The following is a 25,148-nucleotide window of genomic DNA, read 5'->3' as shown; positions in this document are numbered from 1 at the left end:
ACGACCCCTCCACCAAAATCTTTAGCCTTTAATCAAGAACGGCACAAAATTGTTTACATCAATCTATTCTATAAAAGAATGTGCCTTCACCATTAACCGAGCTAAATAGAGAATCAGTCTTAATTCCGCTTTTAAAGCACACCGCTTTCAGGCCTCGTTCATGACCGCTCTATCACACAAGATATAAGGCCGGTTTTCCGCGTTTATCTGCAAATCATTCCTGGGCATTGCCAACGATAATCAGGCTATCCAATTCGCATACCTTATATAAAGGTATTCAAAAGACTACGAAGGAGTTTTGCATGGCATCCGTTTATGTAGGTATGACTGTAGATATTCTGCACCATGGCCATATCAATATTATTGAGCAAGCCAGAAAGTATGGCGATGTCACCATCGGCCTGTTATCCGACGCGGCGGTCGCCGACCACAAACGCCTGCCCTACCTCACCTACGAACAGCGCAAACAGATTGTCAGCAATATCCGCGGCGTGGTGAATGTGGTGCCGCAGGAAGAATGGGACTACGCACCCAACCTGCTCAAATACAAACCAGACATCATGGTGCATGGTGACGACTGGCTGGAAGGCCCATTGGTGCCCTACCGTGACCGTGCGCGTGCTGCATTGGCCGAATATGGTGGCCACCTGATTGAGATTCCTTATACACGTGGCGTATCTTCGAATGAAATGCTCGGCCAGATCCAGGCATTGGGTACCACACCGGATATCCGCCGCCGCACTTTGAAAAGATTGCTGACCGTCAAACCGATTTCACGCTTTATTGAAGCACACAACCCGATCTCGGCGCTGATTGCCGAGCATGTGACGGCACAACGTAATGGCAAGACCTGCCAGTTCGACGGCTTCTGGTCTAGCTCACTGACCGACTCTACCGCCCGCGGCAAACCAGATATTGAAGCGGTTGAGATCAACAGTCGCCTATCTAATATTAATGACATTTTTGATGTCACCACCAAACCTTTAATTATGGATGCCGACACCGGCGGCAAACTGGAGCATTTTGAACTCAATGTGCGCAGCATGGAACGCCTGGGTATTTCCGCCACCATTATTGAAGACAAGATTGGTTTAAAAAAGAACTCCTTATTTGGCAACGAAGTGCCGCAATTGCAGGATGAGATTGAGCCCTTCTGCGAAAAAATTGCCGCTGGCCGTGCTGCCCGTGTCAGCGATGACTTTATGGTGATTGCGCGTATTGAAAGCCTGATCCTGGAAAAAGGCATTGCAGATGCCGTCAAACGTGCACAAGCCTATGTCGGCGCTGGCGTCGATGGCATCATGATCCACAGCCGCCAGAAGGCCCCGGACGAAGTGTTCGAGTTTGCCAAAATCTTTAAATCAGAATTCCCGACTACTCCTTTAGTCTGCGTACCAACCAGCTACAACAAGGTGACAGAGGAAGAACTGGCCGCACACGGCTTTAACCTGGTGATTTATGCCAACCACATGATGCGTGCGGCTTACCCTGCCATGCAGAATGCCGCCATGGAAATCCTCAAAAATGGCAGGACAGCAGAAATCGAATCCAGCCTGATGTCGATTAACGACGTGCTGGAACTGATTCCAGGTACTAAATAAGCGGAGCACATGATGATTCATGCTGAAGACTTTTTAAGTGCATTGCAAACCGAACAAGTGCAATTTTTTGCCGGGGTGCCCGACTCATTACTTAAAGAATTATGCGCCTGCTTTTCAGACAAGCTGGCAAAGGATCAACATGTGATTGCCGCCAATGAGGGTGGCGCGATTGGTTTGGCCATTGGCCACTACCTGGCCACCCAACAACCTGGCCTGGTCTATATGCAAAACTCTGGCCTGGGCAATGTGGTCAACCCGATTGCGTCACTGGCAGATCCACAGGTATATGGCATTCCTATGTTATTGGTTATCGGCTGGCGGGGTGAACTCGCTGCCGATGGCACACAAATCCATGATGAACCACAGCATGTCAAACAAGGCCAAATCACTCTGTCACAACTTGACGTGCTCGGCTTGCCTTACCAGGTGATGGCTGATGACATAGACACCGCCCATGCGCAAATCCAAACATTGTTGCAGCAAGCGATGACACGTCAGGGACCTGTAGCGCTGGTGGTGCGCAAACAAAGCTTTGCGCCGTATAAGCCAGTCAAAACAACAGCAGCCCCCGCCTCTGCCCTGGCAGGTAAATTGCCGGTGCTCGAAAGCCGTGAGCACATGATTGGACAAATTGTGTCAGCCTTGCCACAAGAAGCTGCCGTGGTAGCGACCACCGGCATGGCCTCACGTGAGTTGTTTGAACTGCGCAAAGCACAACAGGCCGGACATGGCCGCGACTTTCTCACCGTGGGCGGCATGGGCCATGCCTCGCAAATTGCCTGTGGCATTGCGCTGGCACAACCAGACCGGCAAGTCGTCTGTATTGACGGCGATGGCGCCATGTTGATGCACATGGGTAGCCTGACCATCAGCGCCCAGCAAGCCAACTTGCTGCATATCGTATTGAATAATGGTGCGCATGACTCCGTGGGTGGGCAACCAACCGTCGCTGCGCAATTGGCATTGGCCGACATTGCCAGTGCGGCTGGCTACACGCAGGTGTACAGTGTGTCCGGCGCAGAACAACTAAACCAACTCATCCCACAAGTCCTGCGCAGTGGCAAAAGCTGCCTGATTGAAGTGCTGTGCCGCAAAGGTGCCCGTGCCGACCTGGGCCGACCCACCCGCACACCAGCCCAAAACAAACAGGACTTTATGCAATTTTTAACCGAGGTGGAATATGCTTGAAGCAACCACCACCATACACGCGCACGTCGCGGCCCAAAACCAGCATAAAGTGCTGTTTACTGCGGGCCCGGCCAGCTTGCTTGAAGAAAACCTGCTAGGCCTGCGCCCGTGCTTCGGGCGTGGTGACCTCGACTACAATCAGGTTGATCATGCGGTGCTGTCCGCCCTCAAGCACATGACTGGCCACGCACAGATCGCGCGCCTGCAAGGCTCCGCCAGCCTGGCGCTGGAAATCGCCAGCCTGAACTTCTTGCATGGCAAGGTACTTGTGATAGACAGCGGCTATTACGCCCAGCGATTAGTCAGCTTTGCGCAACTGGCTCAGCGTACAGCTGGCCAGGTGTCACTGGTCACCGTCTGCGACTGGCAGCAACTGGCCAATATCAGCGGCCGTTTCGACTGGGTCGTCGCCTGCTATACCGAAACCAGTGCAGGCCTGTTGTTGCCAATTGCTGATTTGCGCGCATTGGCAGACCGTGTCGGCGCCCAGCTTATGCTGGATGCAACCGCTTCAATCGGCCTGGAAATAGATCATGGCCTGGCAGATGTGATTGCCTATAGCTCCTGCAAAGGCCTGTTTGGCCTCACAGGCGCCTCATTTATTGCATTTAACCAGTTACCAAAACACGAGGTCGACTCGTTTTACCTCAATCTGGCGACACATTTGGAACGCCGCATGACCGGCCCTTACCATGCCATGGCCTCGTTATATGAAGTGTTGCCCAAGCATGATGACTTGCGTGAAGCGGTGTTTATCAACAAAGCCCAGATGCTGAAAAAGATTGGCACTTATGCCACACACCCCGTGCACTACCAGCCCGTGCTATGCACCTGGGTAGATGCCACGGTCAGCAGCCAGGATAGCCGCGCAGTGCTCTACCAGCCACGCGGGATCAGCCGTGGCAGCGTCGTCTGCCATCTGGGCGAAGCACACCTGGGCAGTGCAGCACGCGGCGCCATTCTCGATTTACTGGAGTTACAGCCATGACACAGCCATCCAAACGCATTATGGTCGATATGTCAGCGACCTTAATCCATCATGGTCATGTGCGCCTGTTAAAAGCGGCTAAACAGTTAGGTCATGTGGTAGTTGCACTGACCACCGACGAAGAAATTCGCGCCAAGAAAGGCTATGAGCCTGAGCTGGATTACGCCGCCCGTGCCGAAGTGTTACTGGCCATGCGCGATGTAGACGAGGTTGTGCCTAGCCCCTGGCTGCTTGATGAAGCTTTTATACAGCAACACAAGATTGACCTGCTGGTGCACGGCCACGATAACAGCAACCCGATTGCAGCCGAAAAATTACATATTTTGCCGCGCACAGAAGGCATCAGCAGCACCTTGTTGCGTGCCCGCGTGCTCAAAGCCGTCAGTCAAAAAATGGAAGCAAACACATGAGTAACCACTGGCAACAGATTTGGGAAAAGCGCAGCCTGCAACCGCAGCATGCCATCACATTGGAGACGCTAATTGCCCTGGATGGCTTTGATAGCGGTGCAGGCAAAATTGACCTCGCCGACTGGCAGGAATATACGCGCCGCATCAGTGACAAGCTGGGGATGCAGTCTGGTGACTCAGTCTTTGAGGTAGGTTGTGGCGCCGGGGCATTCTTGTATGCCCTACGCCAGCAGCATCCTTTAACTGTTGGTGGCCTAGATTATGCCGCCGGACTGATTGAAGCCGCGCAACAGGCCATGCCTGATGGTGATTTCCAGGCCATTCCTGCGCAATCGCTAGACACCAGCAAGGAATATGACTTTGTGATTGCCAACAGTGTATTTCATTATTTTGACGAAGCCATGGCCGCCGAAGTGCTCCAGGCCATGTGGAAAAAAGCCAAGGTTGGCATAGCAATCCTCGATATTCCGCATGCAGCCACCCGCGAAGCCTGCGAGCACGCACGCCGCGATGCGCTAACTGTTGCCGAATATGAAGAAAAATATCGTGGCTTGCACCACACCTATTACACCCCTGAGTGGTTTAGCCAGCAATTGCCGGAAAAACCACAGCAGGCATTTGAAAGCTGCGTGCCTAACTATGCACAAAGCCAATACCGTTTTAGTGTCATTTTCTCTAAACGCTTGCATGGATAAACCATCATGACGAATACCCCAGCATCACAGCCTGTGTTCACTTTCTTTTATACCGACAACTGCGAACGCCAGGCCCTGGCGCCAGTCGCCGACGAAATTGCGAGCAGAGGCTACCTCATTCAATGGAGTACAGACTCCAGGCAATATGCCGAAGTCGGTGTGTATTGTGAACACGCCTGCAAACCGAATGCCGGTTTTTCTGTCGTGCTGCTGCACGACCTGGCGCAGCGCCATGATATCTGGCCACACTTCTGGCATCATGAACCATGGACCGCCTTTGATATGGGCATTGTGCCTGGCCCGGCCTGGGTCGAGCGCTGGCAGACACAGACCAACTTTAAACAGGCACGTCCTAAATTGGGTGTGTTTGACCTCGGCTGGCCCAAAGCCGACCTGGTTTACCGCAATCAGGAAACCTTTAAACAGGAAGCACAAAAGTTGCGTGAGCAACTGGGCCTGAAATACGAACACTCCATCCTCTACGCACCATCCTGGGAAAACCACGGCAAGCAGGATGAATTTGTGCAAGCCCTGAAAGACCTGCCGGTCAACCTGTTGCTGAAACAGGCGCCCTGGTCAGACAAATACCGCTGGGTGCTGAACAATATCGACGCAATGGATGCGCTGCATAGAAACTGCGCCGACAATGTCTATGTCATCGACCGCGAAGTCAGCATCATGTATTGCCTGGGCCTGGCTGATGTCATGGTATCGGATGAATCCAGTGTGCTCACAGAAGCCTTGTTGCTGGATGTGCCTGGCATTGCGGTCACCGACTGGCTGATTCCAGATACTAACCCACCACGCCCAGCCAGTGTGCCTTATGACTATGTGATTAAAACCGTCAAAGCTGATTTGCGCCGTACGGTAGAGCACGTCTTAGAGAACGCCGCCGAATACCAGCAGCAGATCACGCAAAACAAGCAGCATCAATTTGCCCACCTGGGCCAAAGTGCAACCTTGATTGCAGACAATATTCTTGCCGCCCTGGCTGGACACACGCACTTACCGACCCAAGCGCTCAAGGCACAAGTAGACATAGACCGGACCACCTATCAGCAGGCCGAAAAACTGGCGGCAGAAGGTGATATGAAACTGTCTACGCAAATGATGCTGGAACTGATCAAGCAAGAAAGTAGTTGCTGGGAGCCCTATAATGACCTTGGCACCCTGCTGGTGAGCCAGGGGCAATTTGAGGATGCCGAACTGCTGCTGGAAAAAGCCGTATTACTGGCGCAAGAGAATCCTGCCATCCCGCTCAGCAATCTGACAGAAGTTTATTGCCTGCAACAAAAAGCCGATAAAGCACTGGCAACCCTGGCCAAACTGAGCAAATACACGCCTAACCCGGTCGGCTCTATCCCGCATATCCGCCGCTGCATGGAAACCATGTTTTAAGGCCATTCAATAGTTTTCGCCATGGAATAGTTTTAAATAATGCCATACGGCATCTTAAAAATCCGGCCACGTGATAGTCGCCGGATTTTTATTGGCCGTCATTTCTGACAGACAACAAAAAAGCATGCACATTGCTGTGCATGCTTTTGTATGCATACGTCCCGTATTACGTAAACAGCTGACGTACTGGTAACTCCGCTCGTGTGAACTCCGCTGTGAGGCCATTCACCACATGCTCTGGTACGCCTTGCGTCATGTTTTGCAGGCGGTTAAACACGCTGATCAACGCTTGCAACTGGTCATCGCGGTAATAGTATCCATTCTGCTCCAGCACAGCCAGCGTCAGGCTGCCAATATTGGTTGGCGTGCTGGCGTGTGGTTTACCGCAACTACGCACTCGGTGCAGCGTGAGGAACAGGCCGCGCAGGGCCACAAAAGCCACTGGCAGTGGAATCGCAAAGTCCCATTCCAGGTCAAAGAAATGGCCCTGCCCGGCTTTGTCCATCACAAAATTGGTCGGCGTCGCATCAAAATACTGAGAAGGCAGCAACGTGGAATACCCGGCAAATTCCGGCAAGGTTTTGCCACCAGTCTGGGCGGCGGCTTCCAGACCTTGCAACCAAGGTGCAGCCCAAGCCGCCAAGTCTTCCACACGCCAGCCAGGACGGTTCATCAACTGCGTCAGTTTGTCCATCCACAACTGGCCGCCATGATAAGGCGCATGCTCCCAATCGGCTTGCAGCAATTGCGCTGTTTCGCCGGTATTACGTGTACGCGTTGCCAAGCCTTGTGCATCATGCACAAACTGGGTTTCCTTGCTAAACACGGCCTGGCGCTGGCAGCCATAATGCGCTGCCAAGACATCCGGATGCAGTTTGCCAGACTGGCGTTTCGGATAAGCCACGAACATAAATGAGTTAGCGACATCTTCCACCAGGTTGTTACGTGCAATCACCTGCCAGGCGTTTTCCAGTGAGAATGTTGGGTGACGTGGCGATTGTCTGTCATGGACCACAGAGCCTGCTGCCAGGGCGCCAACATCCCAGCCAGCTGCACGATGCGCCTGGTTAAAGCCTTCCGGGTAAATCACGCTGACTGGTGTTTTGTAGTCAGGCAATGGTACATAGAGTTCTGTGGTTTCAAAACCGGCGCTACGGATCAGGGCGTCCAGCTCTACACGGCCGAACGTGATCGGGCTGGTAGTGCTATAGGAGTCATTAATCCCATACATGACCTGTCCCATATGGTCTTCAGGCGCACCGCAGAAATACTTGAGGCCAAGCTGGTTTTCAATGGCCACAATCAGCATGCCATCCTCTTTGAGAAATGACTTGGCGGTTTGCAGCAAGAAACGCAAAGGATCCGCTTCTTTCACATAGACCTGCGCATATTCAAGCACGCCGATCAGGGTCACGACATCAAATTTCTCGTCAGTTTCAAACGATTGGATCAGGTCAGAGTAAATTGTCACATTGTTGAGATCGGCACAACGCTGGCCAATCACGCGCGCACGGTTCGGGCTGCCTTCCAGCGCCACCACTTCGCCGCCCAGCTCGCCAAGGAAGCGCGTAATCGCGCCGCAACCGGCGCCCAGCTCCAGTACCTTACCGTTAGCAATCTTGTCCGCAAACGGGCGCAGCAAATTGGCACGTTGCGAAGTCAGGTGGTAGTAGCTTGGCCAGTCAGTGGCTTTAGCCGCCAGTTCGCTGGAGAATACGCTTTTGTCACGTGACTGGCGGATCATGTCATACAGGCGTTGTTCGGCATTGCCAACATCCTGGTAACCAAACGCCTCAGTCTGCGCGCGCTGGTAGAAGTTATCTTCAGTACGGTAGATATACGGCCCTTTGCGAACCACATCAGCGGCAGGCGCTGACTGGCTGTATTGGTGTTGCAGCGCATCGGCATCGGCGGCAGCCAGGCCATTCTGGCGGGCAAACGTGATGACATCCAGCACCTCATTTCTTGGCGCGGTGAGTGACAGCACTTCTATATAGGCCTGCCAGTAGGCAGGTTGTTGCGGCGCCAGGATCACAGCTTGTTCCAGCAACGGCAAGACCTCCTCTGCCTTGCCCGCTTGCTGCGCCAACAAGCCTAGCTGGAAATACGTTGCTGCGTGCTTGTCGTCTATGCGCAAGATTTCCTGATAAAAGCTCATCGCCTGCGCCAAGTCGCCTTTTTCCTGCATTTGCAGCGCCAGCTGAAACACTTCAGCAATCGAGTCGTGCAGTGTGTTAGCTTGTGGGTTAAGTGTTGTATTCATAGAGATACCTTTATCAGAGGGTTCAGTCGCGCCCGGCGCAACAGAAGGTTCTTTCAGCGTTAAAGAAGGAATAGCAAAACTGCTCGCAGCCTGCCCCTGGCACCAGCGTTGCCACATCTGCCGCAGTGCCTGTGACAGAGCCTGCGCCAAGGGTGCCGCTTGTGCCAGCGGAGACTGCGTAAAACGGGCGCGCATAGTGGCGCGTAAATCAGCCAGTGCCTGCAGGTCAGACAACACCTGCCCAGCCTGTTGTACATAGTGCGCTGGGCTTGCTGCGGCATAGTCATTCAAGCCAAGATGCTGCATCAACGCCATGGCCCCACGGCTGGCCAGGCGGTCACCGGCCACACATAGCGTAGGCACGCCCATCCACAAAGCGTGGGCGGTGGTGGTCACGCCATTAGACGGGAAAGTGTCCAGGCAAATATCGACTAAATGATATTGCTGTAAATAACTCAGCATATCGGTACGGGCATAAAACGATAAACGGTCTGCAGTAATGCCTGCCTCGGCAAACCATTGCTGCACATGCGCGCAGGCACCTGCCTCTGCCATGCCACCCAATACCATACGGCTGTCTGAGAAAATCTGCATCACTGCAGCCCATTGCTGCACCGTGGCCTGGGTAATTTTGTTGGGACGGTTAAAGCAGCCAAAAGTGATATAACCATTGCTGAGCGCAGGCAAGACATTGACGGCTGGTGCCTGTGGATGCGGCACAAATGGCGCATTCACCGGTAATTGCACCAGTTGCTCGGTAAACTGCTGGTCAAACTGCCCGGCTGGCAACAACGCTCTGTCAGCCAGGTAATAATCTATAGATGTCAGGCCTGTGGTATTCAAATAGCCTAACCAACTGGCCTGCACAGGTGCTGGTTTTCTAGCAAACGTCAGTAAGCGGTTGCCGGAAGTGTGCCCGGACAAATCGATCAGGACATCAATCTGGTCTTGCCTGATGGTCTCTGCCAGTGCTTCATCGGATACGCTTGAAACCATGCGCCATTGTTTGAAATACTGACGCATCTCGGCAGTGACTTCGTCCTCCAGTGCGTAATTGGCATAGGCAAACAGTTGCAATGTGCTGTCCTGCGCCAACGCAGGCAACAATGGCAACAGGAAATGCGCCACTGAATGTGCACGCAAATCGGCGGACACCAAGCCTACACGCAGTGGACGTGCTGCATCACGCGTATTGCTGTGCGGCTGCCAATTGGCTTTTAACGGCGCCTCATAGAGTGCGGCGTAAGCGGTATGCGCCTGTAACAAAGCCTCGTTATCCACGTGGGCGGCATGCGTCATACAAAACAGCAGATTGCTGAAGCAATCGGCATATTGCGGCTGTATTATCAGCGCCTGTTTAAACTGCTTGATCGCTTCATCCACCTCGCCCAGGTCCTTGAGCACAATCCCCAGATTGTTATACGCTGCGGCGTAGTCTGGTTTCAGGTGTATGGCTTGGGCAAAGGCATCTGCCGCGGCCGTGAGGTCATTTTGTGCCTTGAGCACCAACCCATAGTAGCAATGCTCTTCGGCGCTTTGATGATTCAACGCAAGCGCCTTACCGGCCGCTACGCGGGCATCTTTCTTCTGGATCATCAATACGTCAGACAACATCTTCCAGCCACTCAGCCAGGCAGGATATTGCTGCAATAGCGTGTGCAATTCGCTTTCCATTTGTGCATATTGCTGTTGTTCAAATAATGCCAGCAAGGCTTGCTGTATTTGATCAGACGGCTGTGCAGCGAGCGTTTGCACTGGCAACTGCCAGTCCTGAATCAGCGCGTGTAAAGCCTGGGTATGCTGGCCATTATTCATGGCTTGCGTGAATACCTGCTCCAGCTCAACTGCTGCATCGCTGTGTTTAAGTGCCGTCAGGTAGCTGCTTAACAACTGCCACTGTGCTGGGGCCAGCGCATACGCCTGCGCCAGCAAGCGCAATGCCTCTGCTGGCTGTTGGTTCTGCCAGTAAATCAGGCCCAAGTTATGAGTCGCAAGTGCATGCTGGGCATCTACCGCCAGAATCTCCTGGTAAAGCTGTGTGGCGGTTACAAAGTCACCCTGCTGCTGTGCGTGCAAAGCCAGGTCAAATACCTCGGACATGGCAGCCTGCATCGCTGGAGATGTAGTCTGTGCTACTGGCGTTGCCTCCCATTTTTGGTGGTAACTCAAATAGGTTTCGCGCCAGCGTGCACTACCAAACGCGCCGCCGCTTTGATGTGTCATGCGCACTGGCCACACGCCTAGTTTCAACCCGGCACGTGTCGCCGTGCGACAAAAATCCAGGTCATAAAAATGAAACTCAAACTGCTGATCAAAACGCACACCGCTTTGTAATAAGGTTTGTTTATGCGCGGCCAGGAATACGCCATCCATAAGCTGGCACTCGCCAGACACATCGCCATAACTGGAGGCCGGGCCAAAGGCATGCTGACTATGGCTGACGGCGCCGCGCAAGTATTTGGCATCGTCCCAGGTGAATTGCAAATCGACAAAGCACCAGCCAGGCTGACCGGGCTGTATACGGGCATTGCCCGCAATACCAATCACATCATAGTGATCCAGCCCGCGCAGTATGGTCTGCACAAAGGTGTTTTCATCCAGCCAGACATCGTCGTGGATCAATACCAGCAATGCCTGGTCCGGCGCAGCGGCAATCGCTTCGTTAAACACTTGCGACAAGCCGCGTGTATTTTCATAAGCCACCACTGGCATCAGGCGCTTGTCCTGCTGCATATGGCGCTTGAGAGAACGGCCAAGCGCTGAGTCACGCCAGAAAGCTTCTTCTGTCATGCGAGTGGCACTGACTACCCACACTGGTTGCTCACTGCTAAAAGCGTCCTGTACTGGCGATTCAGCCAGTAATTGTTGTGGCTTCAGCTGCAACAGTGCCTGTTGCCATAATTTGAATAGTAATTGCTCAAAGTCCCGGGCAAACTGCTCGGCATTCATCAATGGCGAAACCAACACTTGTTCACGCAGTTGCGCACGCAATATGGCCAGGGTATCCAGATCACTGGTCAAGGCAATCGCTTTGCTCACGTATTCCTCACGGCTGGTGGCTACCCAGCCAGCCAAACCCACGCAATGCATAAAGCTGGCACCCTGGCGGGCAATCAATGTGTCGCCCAGCAAGGTCAGCGTTGGGACGCCCATCCATAAGGCTTCACACGTCGTCGTGCCGCCAGTGAAAGGGAAAGTATCCAGGATCACATCAATCTGGTGATGGTTACGCAGGTATTCATCTCTGGGCACCATGCCATGCAAAGTGCAACGCTCAGCAGAAATGCCATATTGCTGCAATCTAGCAAGCGCTTCTGCACGCACCAGGCCATCATTAAAGGCTTTGCTTTGCCAGAACAGTTTGGCCGTTGGCAAGGCCTGCAAGACCCCGCCCCAACAAGACAGTACGTCATCGCTTACCTTGCTGTAGTTTTGAAAACAACCAAAAGTCACCACACCACTGGCTAACGCGGGCAAGTCATTCACAGCAATCTCAAACGGCGGCGCCGTGAAGCACATACGCGTATGTGGCATGTGCACGACTTGCTCGGTGAACTGGGTCGCCACCTGCGCATCAATACTCACCGGATCAGCGATGACATAATCCATCACCGGTAAACCCGTGGTGCCCCAATACCCCAGCCAGGTGGCCTGAACAGGCGCGGGTTTGTGGGCGAAAATCGGCAGGCGCGTGCCACCAGACAGGCCGGATAAATCCAGCAGGATATGTATCCCATCTTCACGAATCTGTTTAGCGGCCTGCGCATCGGTCAGCCCGGCCAGAGAGCGCCACTGATTGCATAAATCTTTGAGCTCGTGCGAAAACGCATCTTCACGGCCATCGGTCGAGTAACCATAAATCTCCAGGCGGCTGGCATCAAATGCCTGCAACCATTGGTGCAGGAAATAGCCTACCGGATGTTTACGCAAATCAGCCGATACCAGGCCGATACGAATACGCTGCTCTTGCGCATGGACATGCCAGCTGTCGTACGGCGTCACTTCGTGCATCATGGCGGCACCTAAGCTGTGGGCGTAGTCTAGGCTTTCTTCCGCAGGCAGGGTATTGCTGTAACTATTGGCAAACAGCAGGTTTCTGAGCGCCATCATATGGGTAGGCTCAATCTGCAAGGCTTGTTTCAAAGTTGCAATCGACGTTTCAATCTGCCCCATGTCCAAATAAACATTGGCCAGGTTGATATACCCAGGCATGAACTCAGGCTTGATGCGCAGTGTTTTTTCCAGGCAGGCAATTGCTTCGGTATACCGGCCCAGCATGCGCAAACTGATACTGTAATTGCTCAAGATACTTTCTGACTCAGGCAACTGCGCTAATGCCTGTTCACAATACACACACGCTTTGTCATAAGCGTTCCTAGCATTTTCAATCAAGCCAAGATTGCCCAGCACATAAGGATTGTCCGGATCCAGCGCCAGCGCCTTCAGGCAATAATTCTCAGCCTCACCGTATAACTGCTGATTCAGCATCTCGGTGGCCAGGTTATTCAGCGTCTCCGCACTCACCTCTTGCGCCTGCATGATTTGATCAATATAGGCTTGGTACTCCCTGGTGCGGTGCGTCACGCGATAAAGTTTGGCCAGATTTTTAAGCAGTGATAACTCGGTTGGATTCAGTGCCATGCCCGCTAGCAACCACTGCTCAGCTTCTTCCACGTCACCATGTTTCAGGTATAAGGCACCCAGGTAGCTGTAGGCCTCAACATAGTCTTTTTGAATCGCAATCGTTTGCTGATAGGCAGCAATCGCTTCGGTCGTATTGCCAAGTTGATCCAGTGCCAACGCCATATTGAAAAAAATCACGGCATTGTCAGGCTCAATTGCCACCGCCTCGCGATAGTATTGAATCGCCTCCAGGGGTTTATCAGCCTCATGCAACAAGGTCGCCAGTTCAAAATTGACTCGGCCATCCTGCTGGTGAATATTCAATCCCCGGCGCAGTAGCTTTTCCGCCTCTTTTACTTGCCCTGCTTGCTTGAGCACACTGGCCCAGTTGGCATAGGCTTGGCTAAACACCGGATTAAGCTTAAGCGTTTGCCGATAATATTTAATCGCCTGCGTCGTGTCTTGCAATTGCGCATACACGTTGGCCAGGTTATACAACACCTCGGCATCTTTCTTTAAACGCTTGCTCGCTTGCAAAAAAGCATCGGCAGCAAGCACCAATGCCTCTTGTTGCTGATAAAGGCTGCCTAATAACTTCCAGGCCAGGCCTTCTTCTGGAAACTCACGGGTGATTTTCTGCGCCAGGGTCAAACACTGCTCCCAGGCACCCTGTTTCCAGGCCTGGGTCAGCGCTTGCATCCAATAGCTGCAATCCTGCGTATTCACGGCAGTAGATTGCATATGGCCTGGCGAGAGTTTCATAAATAGAGAATTCCAAAAATTTTCTCTTATTATTCAAAACTCTCGCGCATTTGCATTGCTTAAAAAAAGCGGCAAAAACCAGCTATCTTCACTGTTCACTGAATGTATGAAACATACGTATTGCTTGCCAGCCCGCATAGATACTGGCATCGCAAGTCAATCCATGTTTTTTTTGTGACAATAGACTGGCAAAAAGATTTATTCAAGAATCAGGAAAGCATGCCGTAAACCTCACCCCAATAAAAAACCTCCGGCAATAGCGGAGGTTTTTTCGGCGGAGATTGTTTCTTAGGCTACGTGCTCCTGCGGTACGGCAATATCAGGCTCCCAACGCACCAGGCTATATAAATCACACTGCAAATAAGCGCACAGCTTATTCAGGTGATCGGTGCTGGCATTATAGGATTGATCTTTTAACATGCGATGCAAGGTCATGCGGCTAATCCCGCTGGCATCTGCAATTTCAGTGATGGTAATGGTTCTGCCCCACTCCAATTGTTTTTTAAGAATAACCGTCTTTAACTCTACGTAAATCACACAACTTCCTGACTTCAATGGTAATACCTGCTCGACACGAGAGACGAAACATCATCGACTCAGTGTAAAGATGGCTTTCTTGCATGTGTTGATTGACATCAACCCTGGTTGAAAAGTGCTACCAGCCACACACGACCAGATCATTATACAATTTTATAAAGTGTTGACCATGCGTGAAATGACGCAGACAAGGTAATTTTTAGGGGCACATTGCTAAACTTGGTTAACTTGCTAGGCGAGTATGCCAGCCGCATGTAGGATAAACCATACAAGTTTTATTCGCGCCGCAGGATGCAGCGCATGGCTTAAGTGGGCTATTGGCAGGGTAAAACCATTGAGATCATAATCAGCACATAATGATTAAAACAATCCAAAACATCAGGGGGTCACGTCATGGACTTAGATTTACTCAAAGGATACTTCTCGTTCTTTAGCACGGCTAAGCGGGCAGACGCAACCAATCACGCCCTAATGCAAAAATGCTATGACGAAGGCTTTCAAGCCTCTTCAGAAGGCTTGAAACACACAGAAAACCCCTATGCCGAAGGCAGCGAAGAAGCCCGCGCCTGGAGTCGCGGCTTCTGGGTGTGGTAAACGCTTATCTGGCGCCAACTTCATGCGCCGTTTGATTATTTGATAATACCTTCGCTAAATCCCGTGGCGCATCTTGCTGCTTGCGTGAGCCAAACAGATGGGAATACGCCCAAGTAAATTCAGCGCCCATCAGGAATATCTGCGCGGAGTAATAAATCCAGATTAACAGCGCAAGCAAAGAGCCCGCAGGCCCATAGCCACTGGCAAACGCACTTCTGCCAATATAAATACCGATCAGCCATTTACCCGCCGTAAATAATGCGGCCGTCATCGCGGCCCCAATCCAAACCTCGCTCCAGCGAATACTGACACGCGGCATGATTTTGTAGATCAACGCAAACATGCCTGTCGTTAATAAAAAGCCAAACACAACATTCACCACACCAGCAACGGCCAGCCATCCCGCAAAGACAGGCGACCACCATTTATTGATCGCAGATAAGCCCGCGCTAAAAACAAGCGAGACCATCAGCAAAAAGCCAATTCCCAGAATCATGCCAAATGATAACAACCTGGCACGTATCAAACTCCACACACCGCTGCTTATCCTGACCGGCGCCCTCCAGATACTATCCAGCGCAGTCTGCAATTCGCCAAAAACAGTGGTTGCCCCTACCAATAACAACACAATACCAATCGTGGTCGCAGTAATCCCCTCGGTTGGCTGGTTGGTGCTTTCTAGCAGATTTTGCACCACCAGTGCGCCCTGCTCACCTACCAGATGGGTCAATTGCGCATAAATTTCACCACGTGCCGCTTCTTGTCCAAAAATAATGCCGGCAAGGGAAATCACAATCAGCAATACCGGCGCAATGGAAAACATAGTGTAGTACGCTAAAGCAGCGCCCATACTTTGCGCACGGTCATCACGCCAGGCGGTAAAGGCGGCTTTACTTAATATCCAGAGTTGTTTGATTGTCATCTCGTTGCCCTGCTTTGTGAGCATTGTTCAATGATGATAAGGGTATAGGAATGGAACTACTCTATACATCAGACGGCACCGCACCATCCTGTCAGAAATCTCTGATCACAGGCGCTGGACTTCGAAGGAGTAGTTTGAAAGTGAAAAAATAAAAAACCAGCTTTTCAGCTGGTTTTTTTATTTTGGTGCCCGGAGCCGGAATCGAACCGGCACAGCCGTTAAGCCGAGGGATTTTAAGTCCCTTGTGTCTACCAGTTTCACCATCCGGGCGGCAGGTCAACAAGCTTTTTATTTTAACACTCTGTGCTACTTTGCGTAGCATCCAGAATGTGTGCTTGAGAGAAATTTGGAGCGGGAAACGAGTCTCGAACTCGCGACCTCAACCTTGGCAAGGTTGCGCTCTACCAACTGAGCTATTCCCGCATATTTGCTACATGAGACTGGAGGCGCGAGCCGGAGTCGAACCGGCCTAAACGGCTTTGCAGGCCGCGGCATAACCGCTTTGCTATCGCGCCAGAACCAACAACATAAAAACTTCTTATGTTAAAAAGGGAAAGCGGCGCTTTCCCCGAAATTTGGAGCGGGAAACGAGTCTCGAACTCGCGACCTCAACCTTGGCAAGGTTGCGCTCTACCAACTGAGCTATTCCCGCGTATTTCCTTACGTCATGTGTCGTAAAGAAGCTGGCATTTTAATGATTTTGAGACCGGTGTCAAGGACGATTTTGAAAATAATGTTTCTTTTTTATGATTGCTTTTTTAGATGGTTTCGCGTATTGCCGGCCAAGCTGCGCGCAAGTAGTAACCCATGGAAATCAAGGTCAGTAATGCGGCGATCACGATCAGCCATTCCCCCAGCCATTGCACATCTAACCCAAACAAAGGGTCATACCAGAGCAATAAGGTAATTGCGACCATTTGCGCAGCCGTTTTGACCTTGCCCACCATGGCCACAGCCACGTTGGCGCTTTTGCCTATGCTGGCCATCCATTCACGCAAGGCGCTGATCGCAATTTCGCGTCCGATGATAATCAACGCCACCACCGCGCCTGCGCGATTTAACTCAACCAGTACAATCAAGGCCGCAGCGACCATGAGTTTGTCGGCCACAGGGTCTAAAAACGCGCCAAATTTGGACATCTGGTGATATTTGCGCGCCCAGTAGCCATCCAGCCAATCTGTGAATGCCGCCAGGATAAACACACTGGCAGCGGTTAAGTTGACCCAGTGGGCTGGCAGGCCATCAGCGGTGACAGCATTGGCAGGCAGGTAAAAGATACCGACAAACACCGGAATCATGCCGATGCGCAACAAGGTAAGTATATTTGGGATATTCCACATGTTTATTCGTCTATGGATGCATACAAGGGCCATTTACCCGCGATTAATGCAAGCGGTCGTAAATGGTTTGAGCCAAGGCCAGGCTAATGCCTTCGACTTGGGCAATCTCGTCTATGCTAGCACTTTTTATCCCATCCAGGCCACCAAATCGCGTCAGCAAGGCTTTGCGGCGCTTGGCGCCAACGCCTTCAATCTCTTCCAGGCTAGAGGTAATTCTGGCTTTGGCGCGTTTTGCACGATGCCCCGTGATGGCAAACCGGTGCGCCTCATCACGAATTTGTTGTAACAAGTGCAAGCCTGGATTATCGGTAGGCAAGTTCAGCATTTCACCAGTGTCAGAGAAAATCATGGTTTCCAGACCAGGTTTTCGCTCCTCCCCTTTGGCAATACCGACCAATAAAATATCCTCCAGGCCGACCTCCTGCATCACTTCAATCGCCACGCCAAGCTGGCCTTTGCCACCATCAATAAAAATCAGGTCTGGCCGCTTGCCCTCGCCTGCGGCCACTTTTTTATAGCGGCGCGTCAATACATCGCGCATGGCAGCATAATCATCGCCTGGCGTGATGCCAGTGACGTTATAACGTCGGTATTCGCTATTCTGCATATCACCACGGTCAAACACCACGCAACTGCCCACCGTGGCCTCGCCCATGGTATGACTAATATCAAAGCATTCAATGCGCTCGGTATTCTCTGCCAGCTTGAGTGCTTCGCGTAATGACAGCAAGCGTGCCTGTTGACTAGCAGAGGTCGCCTGGCGCTGCTGCAAGGCCAGTTCGGCATTGGTTTGCGCCATTTTCAGCCAGACTTTTTTATCGCCGATGGCATTGGTCAGTACACGGATCTTGCGCCCGGACTGCTCGCTCAGCATGTCTTCAAATTCGGTTTTATCAATCTCGGCGCCACACACCAACAATGGCGGCGTATTTTGCGACAGGTAATACTGGGTGATAAACGCTTCTACCGTTTCGGCTAACTCTGCATCCTGGCTATTTTTAGGGAAAAAGCTCTTGTCACCCAAATGGCGGCCACCACGGATCATGACCAGGTTAATGCAATGCTGGCCCTGCACTTCTGCGCAGGCAATCACATCGGCATCGCTAACACTAAAGTCACTGACAAACTGTTTGGCCTGCACCTGACGCAACGCCTGGATACGATCACGCAAAATGGCCGCCTGCTCATACTCCATCGCCTCAGCCGCCACATTCATGCCATCCGCCAGAGAATCAATGACCTCACTGGTCTTACCTAACAAAAACATCGCGGCATGGCGTACATCACCGGCGTAATCCTCTTGGGAAATCAACTTCACGCAAGGCGCCGTACAACGGGCAATCTGGTATTGCAAACAAGGCCGCGAACGGTTGGCAAACACGGTGTTTTCGCAGGTACGCAATTTGAATACTTTTTGTAGCAGCTGTATGCTCTCGCGCACCGCTGGCGAACTCGGAAAAGGGCCGAAATACTGGCTGCCCTTGCGCTGCGACCCACGATGGAACGCCAATCTGGGATACGCATCGCCAGTCAACGCGATATAGGGATAAGACTTGTCATCGCGGAACAACACGTTGTAACGCGGCATCAAGCCTTTAATCAGGTTATTCTCCAGCAACAACGCCTCAGCTTCCGAGCGCGTCACCGTGGTCTCAATATTTGCAATCTGCGATACCATCATTTTGGTACGCGGACTGGCCAGGTTTTTATTAAAGTAGCTGGAAACCCGTTTTTTCAGGTCTTTGGCCTTGCCAACATAAATCACGGTATTTTCCGCATTCAGCATGCGGTAAACACCAGGCAAATTAGGCAGGTTTTTGAGGATGGGCTTGGGGTCAAACATGACGGCATTTTAGCACCAGATGTTTGCTCAAGTGACTCCCGTCAGATGATCAAGCTTGAAAGAAACTGTCAGCCGTTAAACAGCTATCAATTAATCATCTAGTGGTTCCCATTCCTTTCTCCATTGCTTAACGCTCTTTCCAGATTTGCTTAACGCCAATGGATAAAATCGTCGTCGATATCTTTTGCCGTTGTATAAGACAACTTCCCTGCTCTGCGCATCTGGATATCTCTGATCTAAACTCTCTTCCAACAGTTCATGCGCTGTGAAAGGTAAAAGCCCGCGACGTTTAAGGTCTTCTTCAATATGGCGAACCTTCTCTGCCGCCGCCTTAGCTTCCGCATCCAACGGATTAATGCAATTGACAGAATAGGCAGCCGACCATCGCTCGGCCACCTCATCAAGCGCTGCATTTGCCTGCTTCAAGTCTTCAATGGTGTGCATCATTTATCAACTTAATTGAAAAGCTCGCTTATCAAGATTGAGCTAACCTAAAAGCTCGCCACCAATCGCCCAGTCTTCGTATTCCACCTCTTCAAATACAATGTAGGTGTAATTCGCCGGTTTCTGGGCGTGTTTTTGCAGGGTTTCGGTGATTTCCTTGGCAATCAGTTTCTTTTGCTCTTTGGTCACAGAGCCTGCAAGTTTGACATTGACGTAAGGCATATTGACGCTCCTTTAATGAATCAAAAATAAATTAGTGGTGATGGCCGGATTTACCGCGATAGATGTCGCGGATAAGGTTGAGGGTGACCACTAATAACAGCAATGAAATCAGGATAGACAAAATCGGGTCTATGGTCATCCAGCCAGTGAAATAAATCACCACACCAGCGGCGACAGCAGTCACCGACCCGAGTAGATCACCCAGTACATGCAAAAATGCGGCGCGGTGATTCAAGCTGGCATCGCCGCCGTGATGCTCGTGCTGGTGATGCATATGCTTGGCCACAAACAGGTTAACCAGCAAACCCACGAGCGCGATCACACTCACATAGCCACCAGCCACTGACACTGGATGTTTGAGGCGCTCGATGGCTTCGATGACAATGCCTGCTGTCACCAGCAACATGGAGACAGCATTGACCATGGAGACGCGAAGCTCGGTTTGCTGCGACGCCGGGTGACCGGTACGTGCCCTGTGCGCGGCCCACATGGCCAGGCCGAGTGCCAGCACGTCAAACAACATATGCCAGGCGTCACTGAGCAAAGCCAGCGACTGGGTCCAGATGCCGCCGACAAACTCTACAACTGTGAATAGTGCAATGGCCAGGAAAGGGATCCAGAAAGGATTGCCATGTGCATGGTCATCATGGCTATGGTCGTCATGAGAGTGCTGGTCATGCGTAGCGTGATCGTGTGCGCAATCTTCATGTGAATGATTGTGCGCATGCGTGTGTTCGGTGTGTGTTTGACTAGGTTTCATGCTTGCATGCTAATGCAAGTTACCCGGTTTTCACAAGAGCGCGCAAACTTTGTAGCTTATAATGGCGGCTTATTGAGAATATATGCATGCTAAGTTACCGTCACGCCTTTCACGCTGGCAACCACGCCGACGTCTTGAAACACTGGATTTACAGCCTGGTGCTGGATTATTTTAACCAGAAAGATAAAGCTTACTGGGTCATAGACACCCACGCGGGCGCGGGTCTTTATCGTCTCGATAGCGCGATAGCCAACAAAACCGCGGAATATGTGGATGGTATCCAGCGCCTGCAACAAGGCCAGCCGCCCGAAATTTTTGAGGGTTATTTGCAGGCAGTGGCAGATGCAGGCCAAGGTGACGCGAGTCTTTATCCTGGCTCGCCTTGCATTGCCAGCCAGTTTTTAAACGCAGCCGACAAATTACGCTTATTTGAACTGCACCCAGCCGACGGTGCACTGCTTGAACAACAGTTTGCAGCGCAAAAAAGACAAGTCTCGATACAGCAGAAAGATGGGTTTGAAGGCATTAAAGCCTGCTTGCCGCCACCTACCAAGCGCGGCATCGTGTTGATAGACCCGCCTTATGAGGTGAAAGATGACTATGCACGTGTGGTTGACTGTATTAAAGACAGTTTAAAACGCTTTGCCACCGGCACTTACCTGATCTGGTATCCGCGCCTGCAACGGCCTGAGCCACAGCAAATGATAGACAAGCTGCGCAGCCTGAATACAGATTATCTGCATGTGACGCTAGATGTACAGCAACCGTCAGCGGATGGCTTTGGCATGTATGGCAGCGGCATGTGGGTGATTAACCCGCCATGGACGCTGCGGCAGTCTGTAGAGCCACATCTGCACTGGCTAGCAAACACCTTGGCACAGGATGCAGGCGCACAAGCGGCTTGTGAAGGCCAGCAACGCTGACTAGTCACTAGTAGCGGATACGCGTGCGCCGCTGCGGATCAGACTGATTATTGATGGTCACACTAAACGCGTTGACCGCAATCGTTTGCCGGGTAGCGGTCTGGATACGCACACGCCACTCACCCGCAGTGAGGTTGGTTTTGTAGGTATATCCGCGGTAGCCACTGTCGCGGCCGCCAGTGAGTGAAAAACCAGGCATGGAGACACTCACCCACTCACCCTTCACTTTTTTCTGCCAGTCATGCAGCAGCTTGGTGTGCAAGCCTTGCGGCGCAAACACCGCTGAAAAACACACCAGCTTTTGCCCGGGTTGCAGGTAAAAATGATCGCTGTCGACACGCCAGAACTGCCACCAGGGCGATTTCTCAACGGTCATCCAGTAACCTTCAGGTGACTTTTCCAGGTCATAAGCGACAACCACGGCCTGTTTAACCAATGGCACAGGCGGAATCATGTCTGCGCGGTAAGCCAGCATCAGCAAACCGGCAATCACCCACACCGGCCAGATACGGCCTGCATGATGCGGCGCGCGCTGATACAGCACATAAGTCACGGTCGCGCCCAGCACGGTGCTCAAATAAAACCAGGCAGCATGCACGCTGCCAAACAAAAACGGAAAAGCAAAGTTACACCACAAAATCGTGCACAGACCAAACATGCTCCAGCACAAACTGAGGCGACGATATTCGCCCTCCATAAACTCATTGGCTACCAGCAATACACCCAAGACCAGTGTGACGACCCACGCCAGGCCATAACTGGAGCTTTTAAAATAAAGGATGAACAAGGCGCTCAGCAGGCTGCCGAATAAAAACTGTAATATCCAGTAGGGCCAGTCCTGTACAGTCCAGCGTGAGAGTTTACTTTGTAACCACTGCCAGCTTAACAAACGCTCGCCCATACGCCTGACCGAAGAGGAAGGCTCAGCCAACTGGTACATCAGTAACGCGGCCAGTAATAAATACCCGGCAAAAATCGCCATGTCGGACAGCGCAACTTTTTTGCCTATGGTAATGGCATCCCAGACAAAGCCGCCGATAAAAAAGGAAATCGGCAACACCATGCGGCTACGCGCCAGCCAGCGCGACAATCTGGAAGGCTGTTCAGTCTCAATAGGGTTAGTCATGCAGATAAATCGATAAAAAGGTCAGAATATCGGCATTTTTATCACAGATGCCGTCAACCATACTATTATTTTGGGTTGCCAAAAGTAAACTTCCTTTGATAATCAAATCGAGCCTGCTAAAATTTAAGTTATCTTAAGAAAAGTCCGTTAACTATCAATATAGGTTAGATTCCCCATATAGATTAGATTTTTCCTGCGCCAGTACCGAGTAAGCGTATAACCCTGAACATGATTGAGCATGCGAGATTTAGTTAGACAGTTAAAGCAGAAAGTGACAGAAATAAAGTCTATCAGTTATGAAACTGAGCAGGCTCTTATCCGTGTTGTTTTCGTTAGTTTTATCACACTCTACCTTCTGGTCAATCACAGCAGTTTTGAGCCCGTATTACTTTGCCTGATTTATCTGTGCCTGGGCTTTCTGATGTTATACAACATCCTGCAGAATCCGCAAAAAAATGAAAAGCGCCAGTGGACGGCGATGATCATGGACATCACCGCCACCTCGCTTGAACAGATGATTTCGGGTTCAATGGCTGGCGTGTTTATTGGCATTTACCTCTGGCTTATCATCGGCTATGGCTTGCGCTATGGCACCAAGTTTTTTAAAGGCTGTTATGTCTTCAGCCTGATTGGCTTTAGCCTGACCCTCTATTTAAATCCCTACTGGAACCAGCACCAGCATTTAGCTTATGGCTTTTTACTGACCTTGCTATTGATTCCGCCGCATGCCTTACGTCTGCTGGTTAGCTTAGAAAAAGCCACCAAGGAAGCAGGACAAGCCAGTGAGGCAAAAACCAATTTCCTGTCCAATATCAGCCATGAAATGCGCACCCCGCTGAACGGCATTATTGGTGCCAGTGAATTAATCGCCCAAACCAAGCTGGATAGCAAACAATCTGAACTGCTTAAAATGGTAGGCACCTCTGCCTCCAGCCTGAAAAAGCTGATTAATGACGTACTGGATATCAGCAAAATCGAAAAAGGCAAAGTGGAGCTGGAAGAAATCACCTTCTTCCTGCCGGACCTGATCCAGCGCCTGCAATTGATGTTCCAGATTGAGGTCGAACGCAAACAGTTATGGCTCAGATTTCACCTTGACCCGCTGGTCGAACGCCATTACGTGGGCAGCATGCATCACCTCGAGCAGGTGTTAACTAACCTGATTGCCAACGCCATTAAATTTACCCAGCACGGAGGGGTTGATGTTGTGGTTAGCGTGATGCAGGGGCATGCCGACATGAGCAAGCTCAGCTTCCGTATTCGCGATACCGGTATCGGCATTAAAAGCGACGCCCTGCCATTGATTTTTGATAGCTTCACCCAGGCAGACAGTAGCATTACCAGACGCTATGGTGGCACCGGTTTGGGCACGTCTATTGCCAAACAGCTGGTTGAAGTCATGGGCGGTAAAATAAGCGTCACCAGCCAGGAAAATGTTGGCACGACCTTTGTGGTGAGCCTGCCGTTGCTACATGCAGTTGCGCCTGCGCCGCAGGCGATCAACGAAATCAACCTGGATAGCCAGTCAAATGTGGTGCCATTAAGCAGCCACACTAAATTCCGTAAAAAAATTCGCGTGTTGATTGCGGATGACAATGTGGTCAACCGCTTGATCCTGAACGAAACCCTGCAAAGAATGCACTGCGTGGTCAAAGCAGTAGACAACGGTGATGCCGCGCTGGACGCATTGGAACATCATCAGTTCGACTTGATGATCCTCGATTACAACATGCCGGAAATGAACGGCCTTGAGGTGTTTAACATCCACAATGCCCTGCCTGGCAGCAAACCGATCAGGACCGTGATTCTGACGGCTGATGCGACTAAAACCACGCAAGACCGCTGTTTACGCGCCGGTGTGTATCAAGTATTGACCAAGCCTGTGGTTTCAAGACAAATCCAAAGCCTGATCGAAGCCATCGCCAGCACGATTGAAACTGAACAGGTCGCGCAAGTGGCGCCTATCAGACGTAGAAAACCTAAAAACACAACCGCAGAGCCAGCAGCAGCCACGCCTGTGGCACCCGCATTTATTGATTCAAGATCACCTGATTCGCCGATGAGGGCTGCCAAACCGGCCTCTACGCCTGGCCCCAAAATCGCCAGCATCAGCCCAACCGTTGAACCATTGCTGGATGATGACCGCATGGCACACCTGTTAAAACTGGGTGGCGGCGAAGCATTCCTGCACAAACTCATCACAGAGTTTATTGACTCCACCGACGTCTTGCTGCGCGCGCTGGGTAAAGCAAGCCTTGATTTAAACTTCGAGCAAGTTCATAAACTGGCGCATGAGTTGGCTGGTGAATCGGCCAACATGGGCCTGATTCCACTTAGCAAACTCAGCCGCCATTTACTGGGGTTGAGCATGGAAGATGCCCAGACTATTTCCGGCCTCTATCAGGCCGTCGCAGACTGCTACGAAGAGACGCGCACGCAACTGCAACAACATCGCAGCAAACTCTCTTCCAAACGTTCTCATAAATAGCCGGGCACCTGCGCTGCTACA

Annotated in this window: 18 protein-coding genes and 4 tRNA genes; 9 read left to right on the top strand and 13 right to left on the bottom strand. The window is 51.5% G+C overall.

The window, feature by feature from the left end:
- Window positions 1-302 precede the first annotated feature (302 nt).
- Genes aepX through INP79_RS10855 form a run of 6 tightly spaced genes read left to right on the top strand, consistent with a single transcriptional unit; the run spans window position 303 to window position 6,280 of the window.
- Complete coding sequence (aepX, locus tag INP79_RS10880; protein ID WP_194754284.1) at window positions 303-1,601, top strand: phosphoenolpyruvate mutase; 1,299 nt, start codon at window positions 303-305, stop codon at window positions 1,599-1,601.
- Between the two features lie 9 nt (window positions 1,602-1,610).
- Window positions 1,611-2,789 (top strand): phosphonopyruvate decarboxylase, encoded by a 1,179-nt coding sequence (gene aepY, locus INP79_RS10875; protein ID WP_228519878.1) that lies wholly within the window; start codon window positions 1,611-1,613, stop codon window positions 2,787-2,789.
- Complete coding sequence (locus INP79_RS10870) at window positions 2,782-3,777, top strand: aminotransferase class V-fold PLP-dependent enzyme (protein WP_194754283.1); 996 nt, start codon at window positions 2,782-2,784, stop codon at window positions 3,775-3,777. The genes aepY and INP79_RS10870 overlap by 8 nt, the downstream gene beginning before the upstream one ends.
- Complete coding sequence (locus INP79_RS10865) at window positions 3,774-4,187, top strand: adenylyltransferase/cytidyltransferase family protein (protein ID WP_194754282.1); 414 nt, start codon at window positions 3,774-3,776, stop codon at window positions 4,185-4,187. The genes INP79_RS10870 and INP79_RS10865 overlap by 4 nt, the downstream gene beginning before the upstream one ends.
- Window positions 4,184-4,882 carry a trans-aconitate 2-methyltransferase gene (locus INP79_RS10860; protein ID WP_194754281.1) on the top strand — a complete coding sequence of 233 codons (699 nt, stop codon included), beginning with the start codon at window positions 4,184-4,186 and terminating at the stop codon, window positions 4,880-4,882. Before INP79_RS10865 ends, INP79_RS10860 begins: the two co-directional genes overlap by 4 nt.
- 6 nt (window positions 4,883-4,888) lie before the next feature.
- Window positions 4,889-6,280, top strand: a complete 1,392-nt coding sequence (locus INP79_RS10855; protein ID WP_194754280.1) for a CDP-glycerol glycerophosphotransferase family protein — start codon at window positions 4,889-4,891, stop codon at window positions 6,278-6,280.
- A gap of 166 nt (window positions 6,281-6,446) precedes the next feature.
- Here INP79_RS10855 and INP79_RS10850 read toward each other — a convergent pair whose 3' ends face one another.
- Entirely contained in the window at window positions 6,447-13,928 is a 7,482-nt protein-coding gene (locus INP79_RS10850) for a tetratricopeptide repeat protein (RefSeq protein WP_228519876.1), read from the bottom strand.
- Between the two features lie 288 nt (window positions 13,929-14,216).
- Window positions 14,217-14,465, bottom strand: coding sequence for a helix-turn-helix transcriptional regulator (locus INP79_RS10845; protein ID WP_194742221.1), 249 nt, complete (start codon window positions 14,463-14,465; stop codon window positions 14,217-14,219).
- 393 nt (window positions 14,466-14,858) lie between these two features.
- Here INP79_RS10845 and INP79_RS10840 point away from each other — a divergent pair, with 393 nt between their 5' ends.
- The gene (locus INP79_RS10840) at window positions 14,859-15,059 is read left to right on the top strand and encodes a hypothetical protein (protein WP_194754279.1); all 201 of its coding nucleotides are present in this window, start codon (window positions 14,859-14,861) and stop codon (window positions 15,057-15,059) included.
- Window positions 15,060-15,063: 4 nt separating this feature from the next.
- Here INP79_RS10840 and INP79_RS10835 read toward each other — a convergent pair whose 3' ends face one another.
- The 10 genes from INP79_RS10835 to INP79_RS10790 form a co-directional block, all read right to left on the bottom strand.
- Complete coding sequence (locus tag INP79_RS10835; protein ID WP_228519873.1) at window positions 15,064-15,981, bottom strand: YihY/virulence factor BrkB family protein; 918 nt, start codon at window positions 15,979-15,981, stop codon at window positions 15,064-15,066.
- A gap of 183 nt (window positions 15,982-16,164) precedes the next feature.
- Window positions 16,165-16,251 (bottom strand) — tRNA-Leu (locus INP79_RS10830).
- Between the two features lie 77 nt (window positions 16,252-16,328).
- Window positions 16,329-16,404, bottom strand: a tRNA-Gly gene (locus tag INP79_RS10825).
- Between the two features lie 18 nt (window positions 16,405-16,422).
- A tRNA-Cys gene (locus INP79_RS10820) sits at window positions 16,423-16,496 on the bottom strand.
- 61 nt (window positions 16,497-16,557) lie between these two features.
- A tRNA-Gly gene (locus tag INP79_RS10815) sits at window positions 16,558-16,633 on the bottom strand.
- Window positions 16,634-16,739: 106 nt separating this feature from the next.
- Window positions 16,740-17,321, bottom strand: coding sequence for a CDP-diacylglycerol--glycerol-3-phosphate 3-phosphatidyltransferase (gene pgsA / locus INP79_RS10810; protein ID WP_194742152.1), 582 nt, complete (start codon window positions 17,319-17,321; stop codon window positions 16,740-16,742).
- Window positions 17,322-17,364: 43 nt separating this feature from the next.
- Window positions 17,365-19,164: an excinuclease ABC subunit UvrC gene (uvrC, locus tag INP79_RS10805; protein ID WP_194754277.1), complete on the bottom strand. Its 1,800-nt coding sequence runs from the start codon at window positions 19,162-19,164 to the stop codon at window positions 17,365-17,367.
- A 90-nt stretch (window positions 19,165-19,254) separates the two neighbouring features.
- Window positions 19,255-19,611: a hypothetical protein gene (locus tag INP79_RS10800; protein ID WP_194754276.1), complete on the bottom strand. Its 357-nt coding sequence runs from the start codon at window positions 19,609-19,611 to the stop codon at window positions 19,255-19,257.
- A 39-nt stretch (window positions 19,612-19,650) separates the two neighbouring features.
- Window positions 19,651-19,830 carry a 4-oxalocrotonate tautomerase family protein gene (locus tag INP79_RS10795; protein ID WP_019882571.1) on the bottom strand — a complete coding sequence of 60 codons (180 nt, stop codon included), beginning with the start codon at window positions 19,828-19,830 and terminating at the stop codon, window positions 19,651-19,653.
- Between the two features lie 31 nt (window positions 19,831-19,861).
- The gene (locus INP79_RS10790; protein WP_194754275.1) at window positions 19,862-20,590 is read right to left on the bottom strand and encodes a cation diffusion facilitator family transporter; all 729 of its coding nucleotides are present in this window, start codon (window positions 20,588-20,590) and stop codon (window positions 19,862-19,864) included.
- 86 nt (window positions 20,591-20,676) lie between these two features.
- Here INP79_RS10790 and INP79_RS10785 point away from each other — a divergent pair, with 86 nt between their 5' ends.
- Window positions 20,677-21,513: a 23S rRNA (adenine(2030)-N(6))-methyltransferase RlmJ gene (locus INP79_RS10785; protein ID WP_194754274.1), complete on the top strand. Its 837-nt coding sequence runs from the start codon at window positions 20,677-20,679 to the stop codon at window positions 21,511-21,513.
- 7 nt (window positions 21,514-21,520) lie between these two features.
- Here the strand turns inward: INP79_RS10785 and INP79_RS10780 are convergent, their stop codons facing one another.
- Window positions 21,521-22,639, bottom strand: coding sequence for a DUF2914 domain-containing protein (locus INP79_RS10780; RefSeq protein ID WP_194754273.1), 1,119 nt, complete (start codon window positions 22,637-22,639; stop codon window positions 21,521-21,523).
- A 238-nt stretch (window positions 22,640-22,877) separates the two neighbouring features.
- Between INP79_RS10780 and INP79_RS10775 the strand changes: the two genes are divergently transcribed.
- On the top strand, window positions 22,878-25,127 hold the full coding sequence (locus INP79_RS10775) for an ATP-binding protein (protein ID WP_194754272.1): 2,250 nt from the start codon (window positions 22,878-22,880) through the stop codon (window positions 25,125-25,127).
- Window positions 25,128-25,148 lie beyond the last annotated feature (21 nt).

Source organism: Methylophilus sp. QUAN (genome assembly GCF_015354445.1).
In the GTDB taxonomy this organism is placed as follows: Bacteria; Pseudomonadota; Gammaproteobacteria; order Burkholderiales; family Methylophilaceae; genus Methylophilus.
This window is presented reverse-complemented; position numbering and strand designations above follow the sequence as displayed.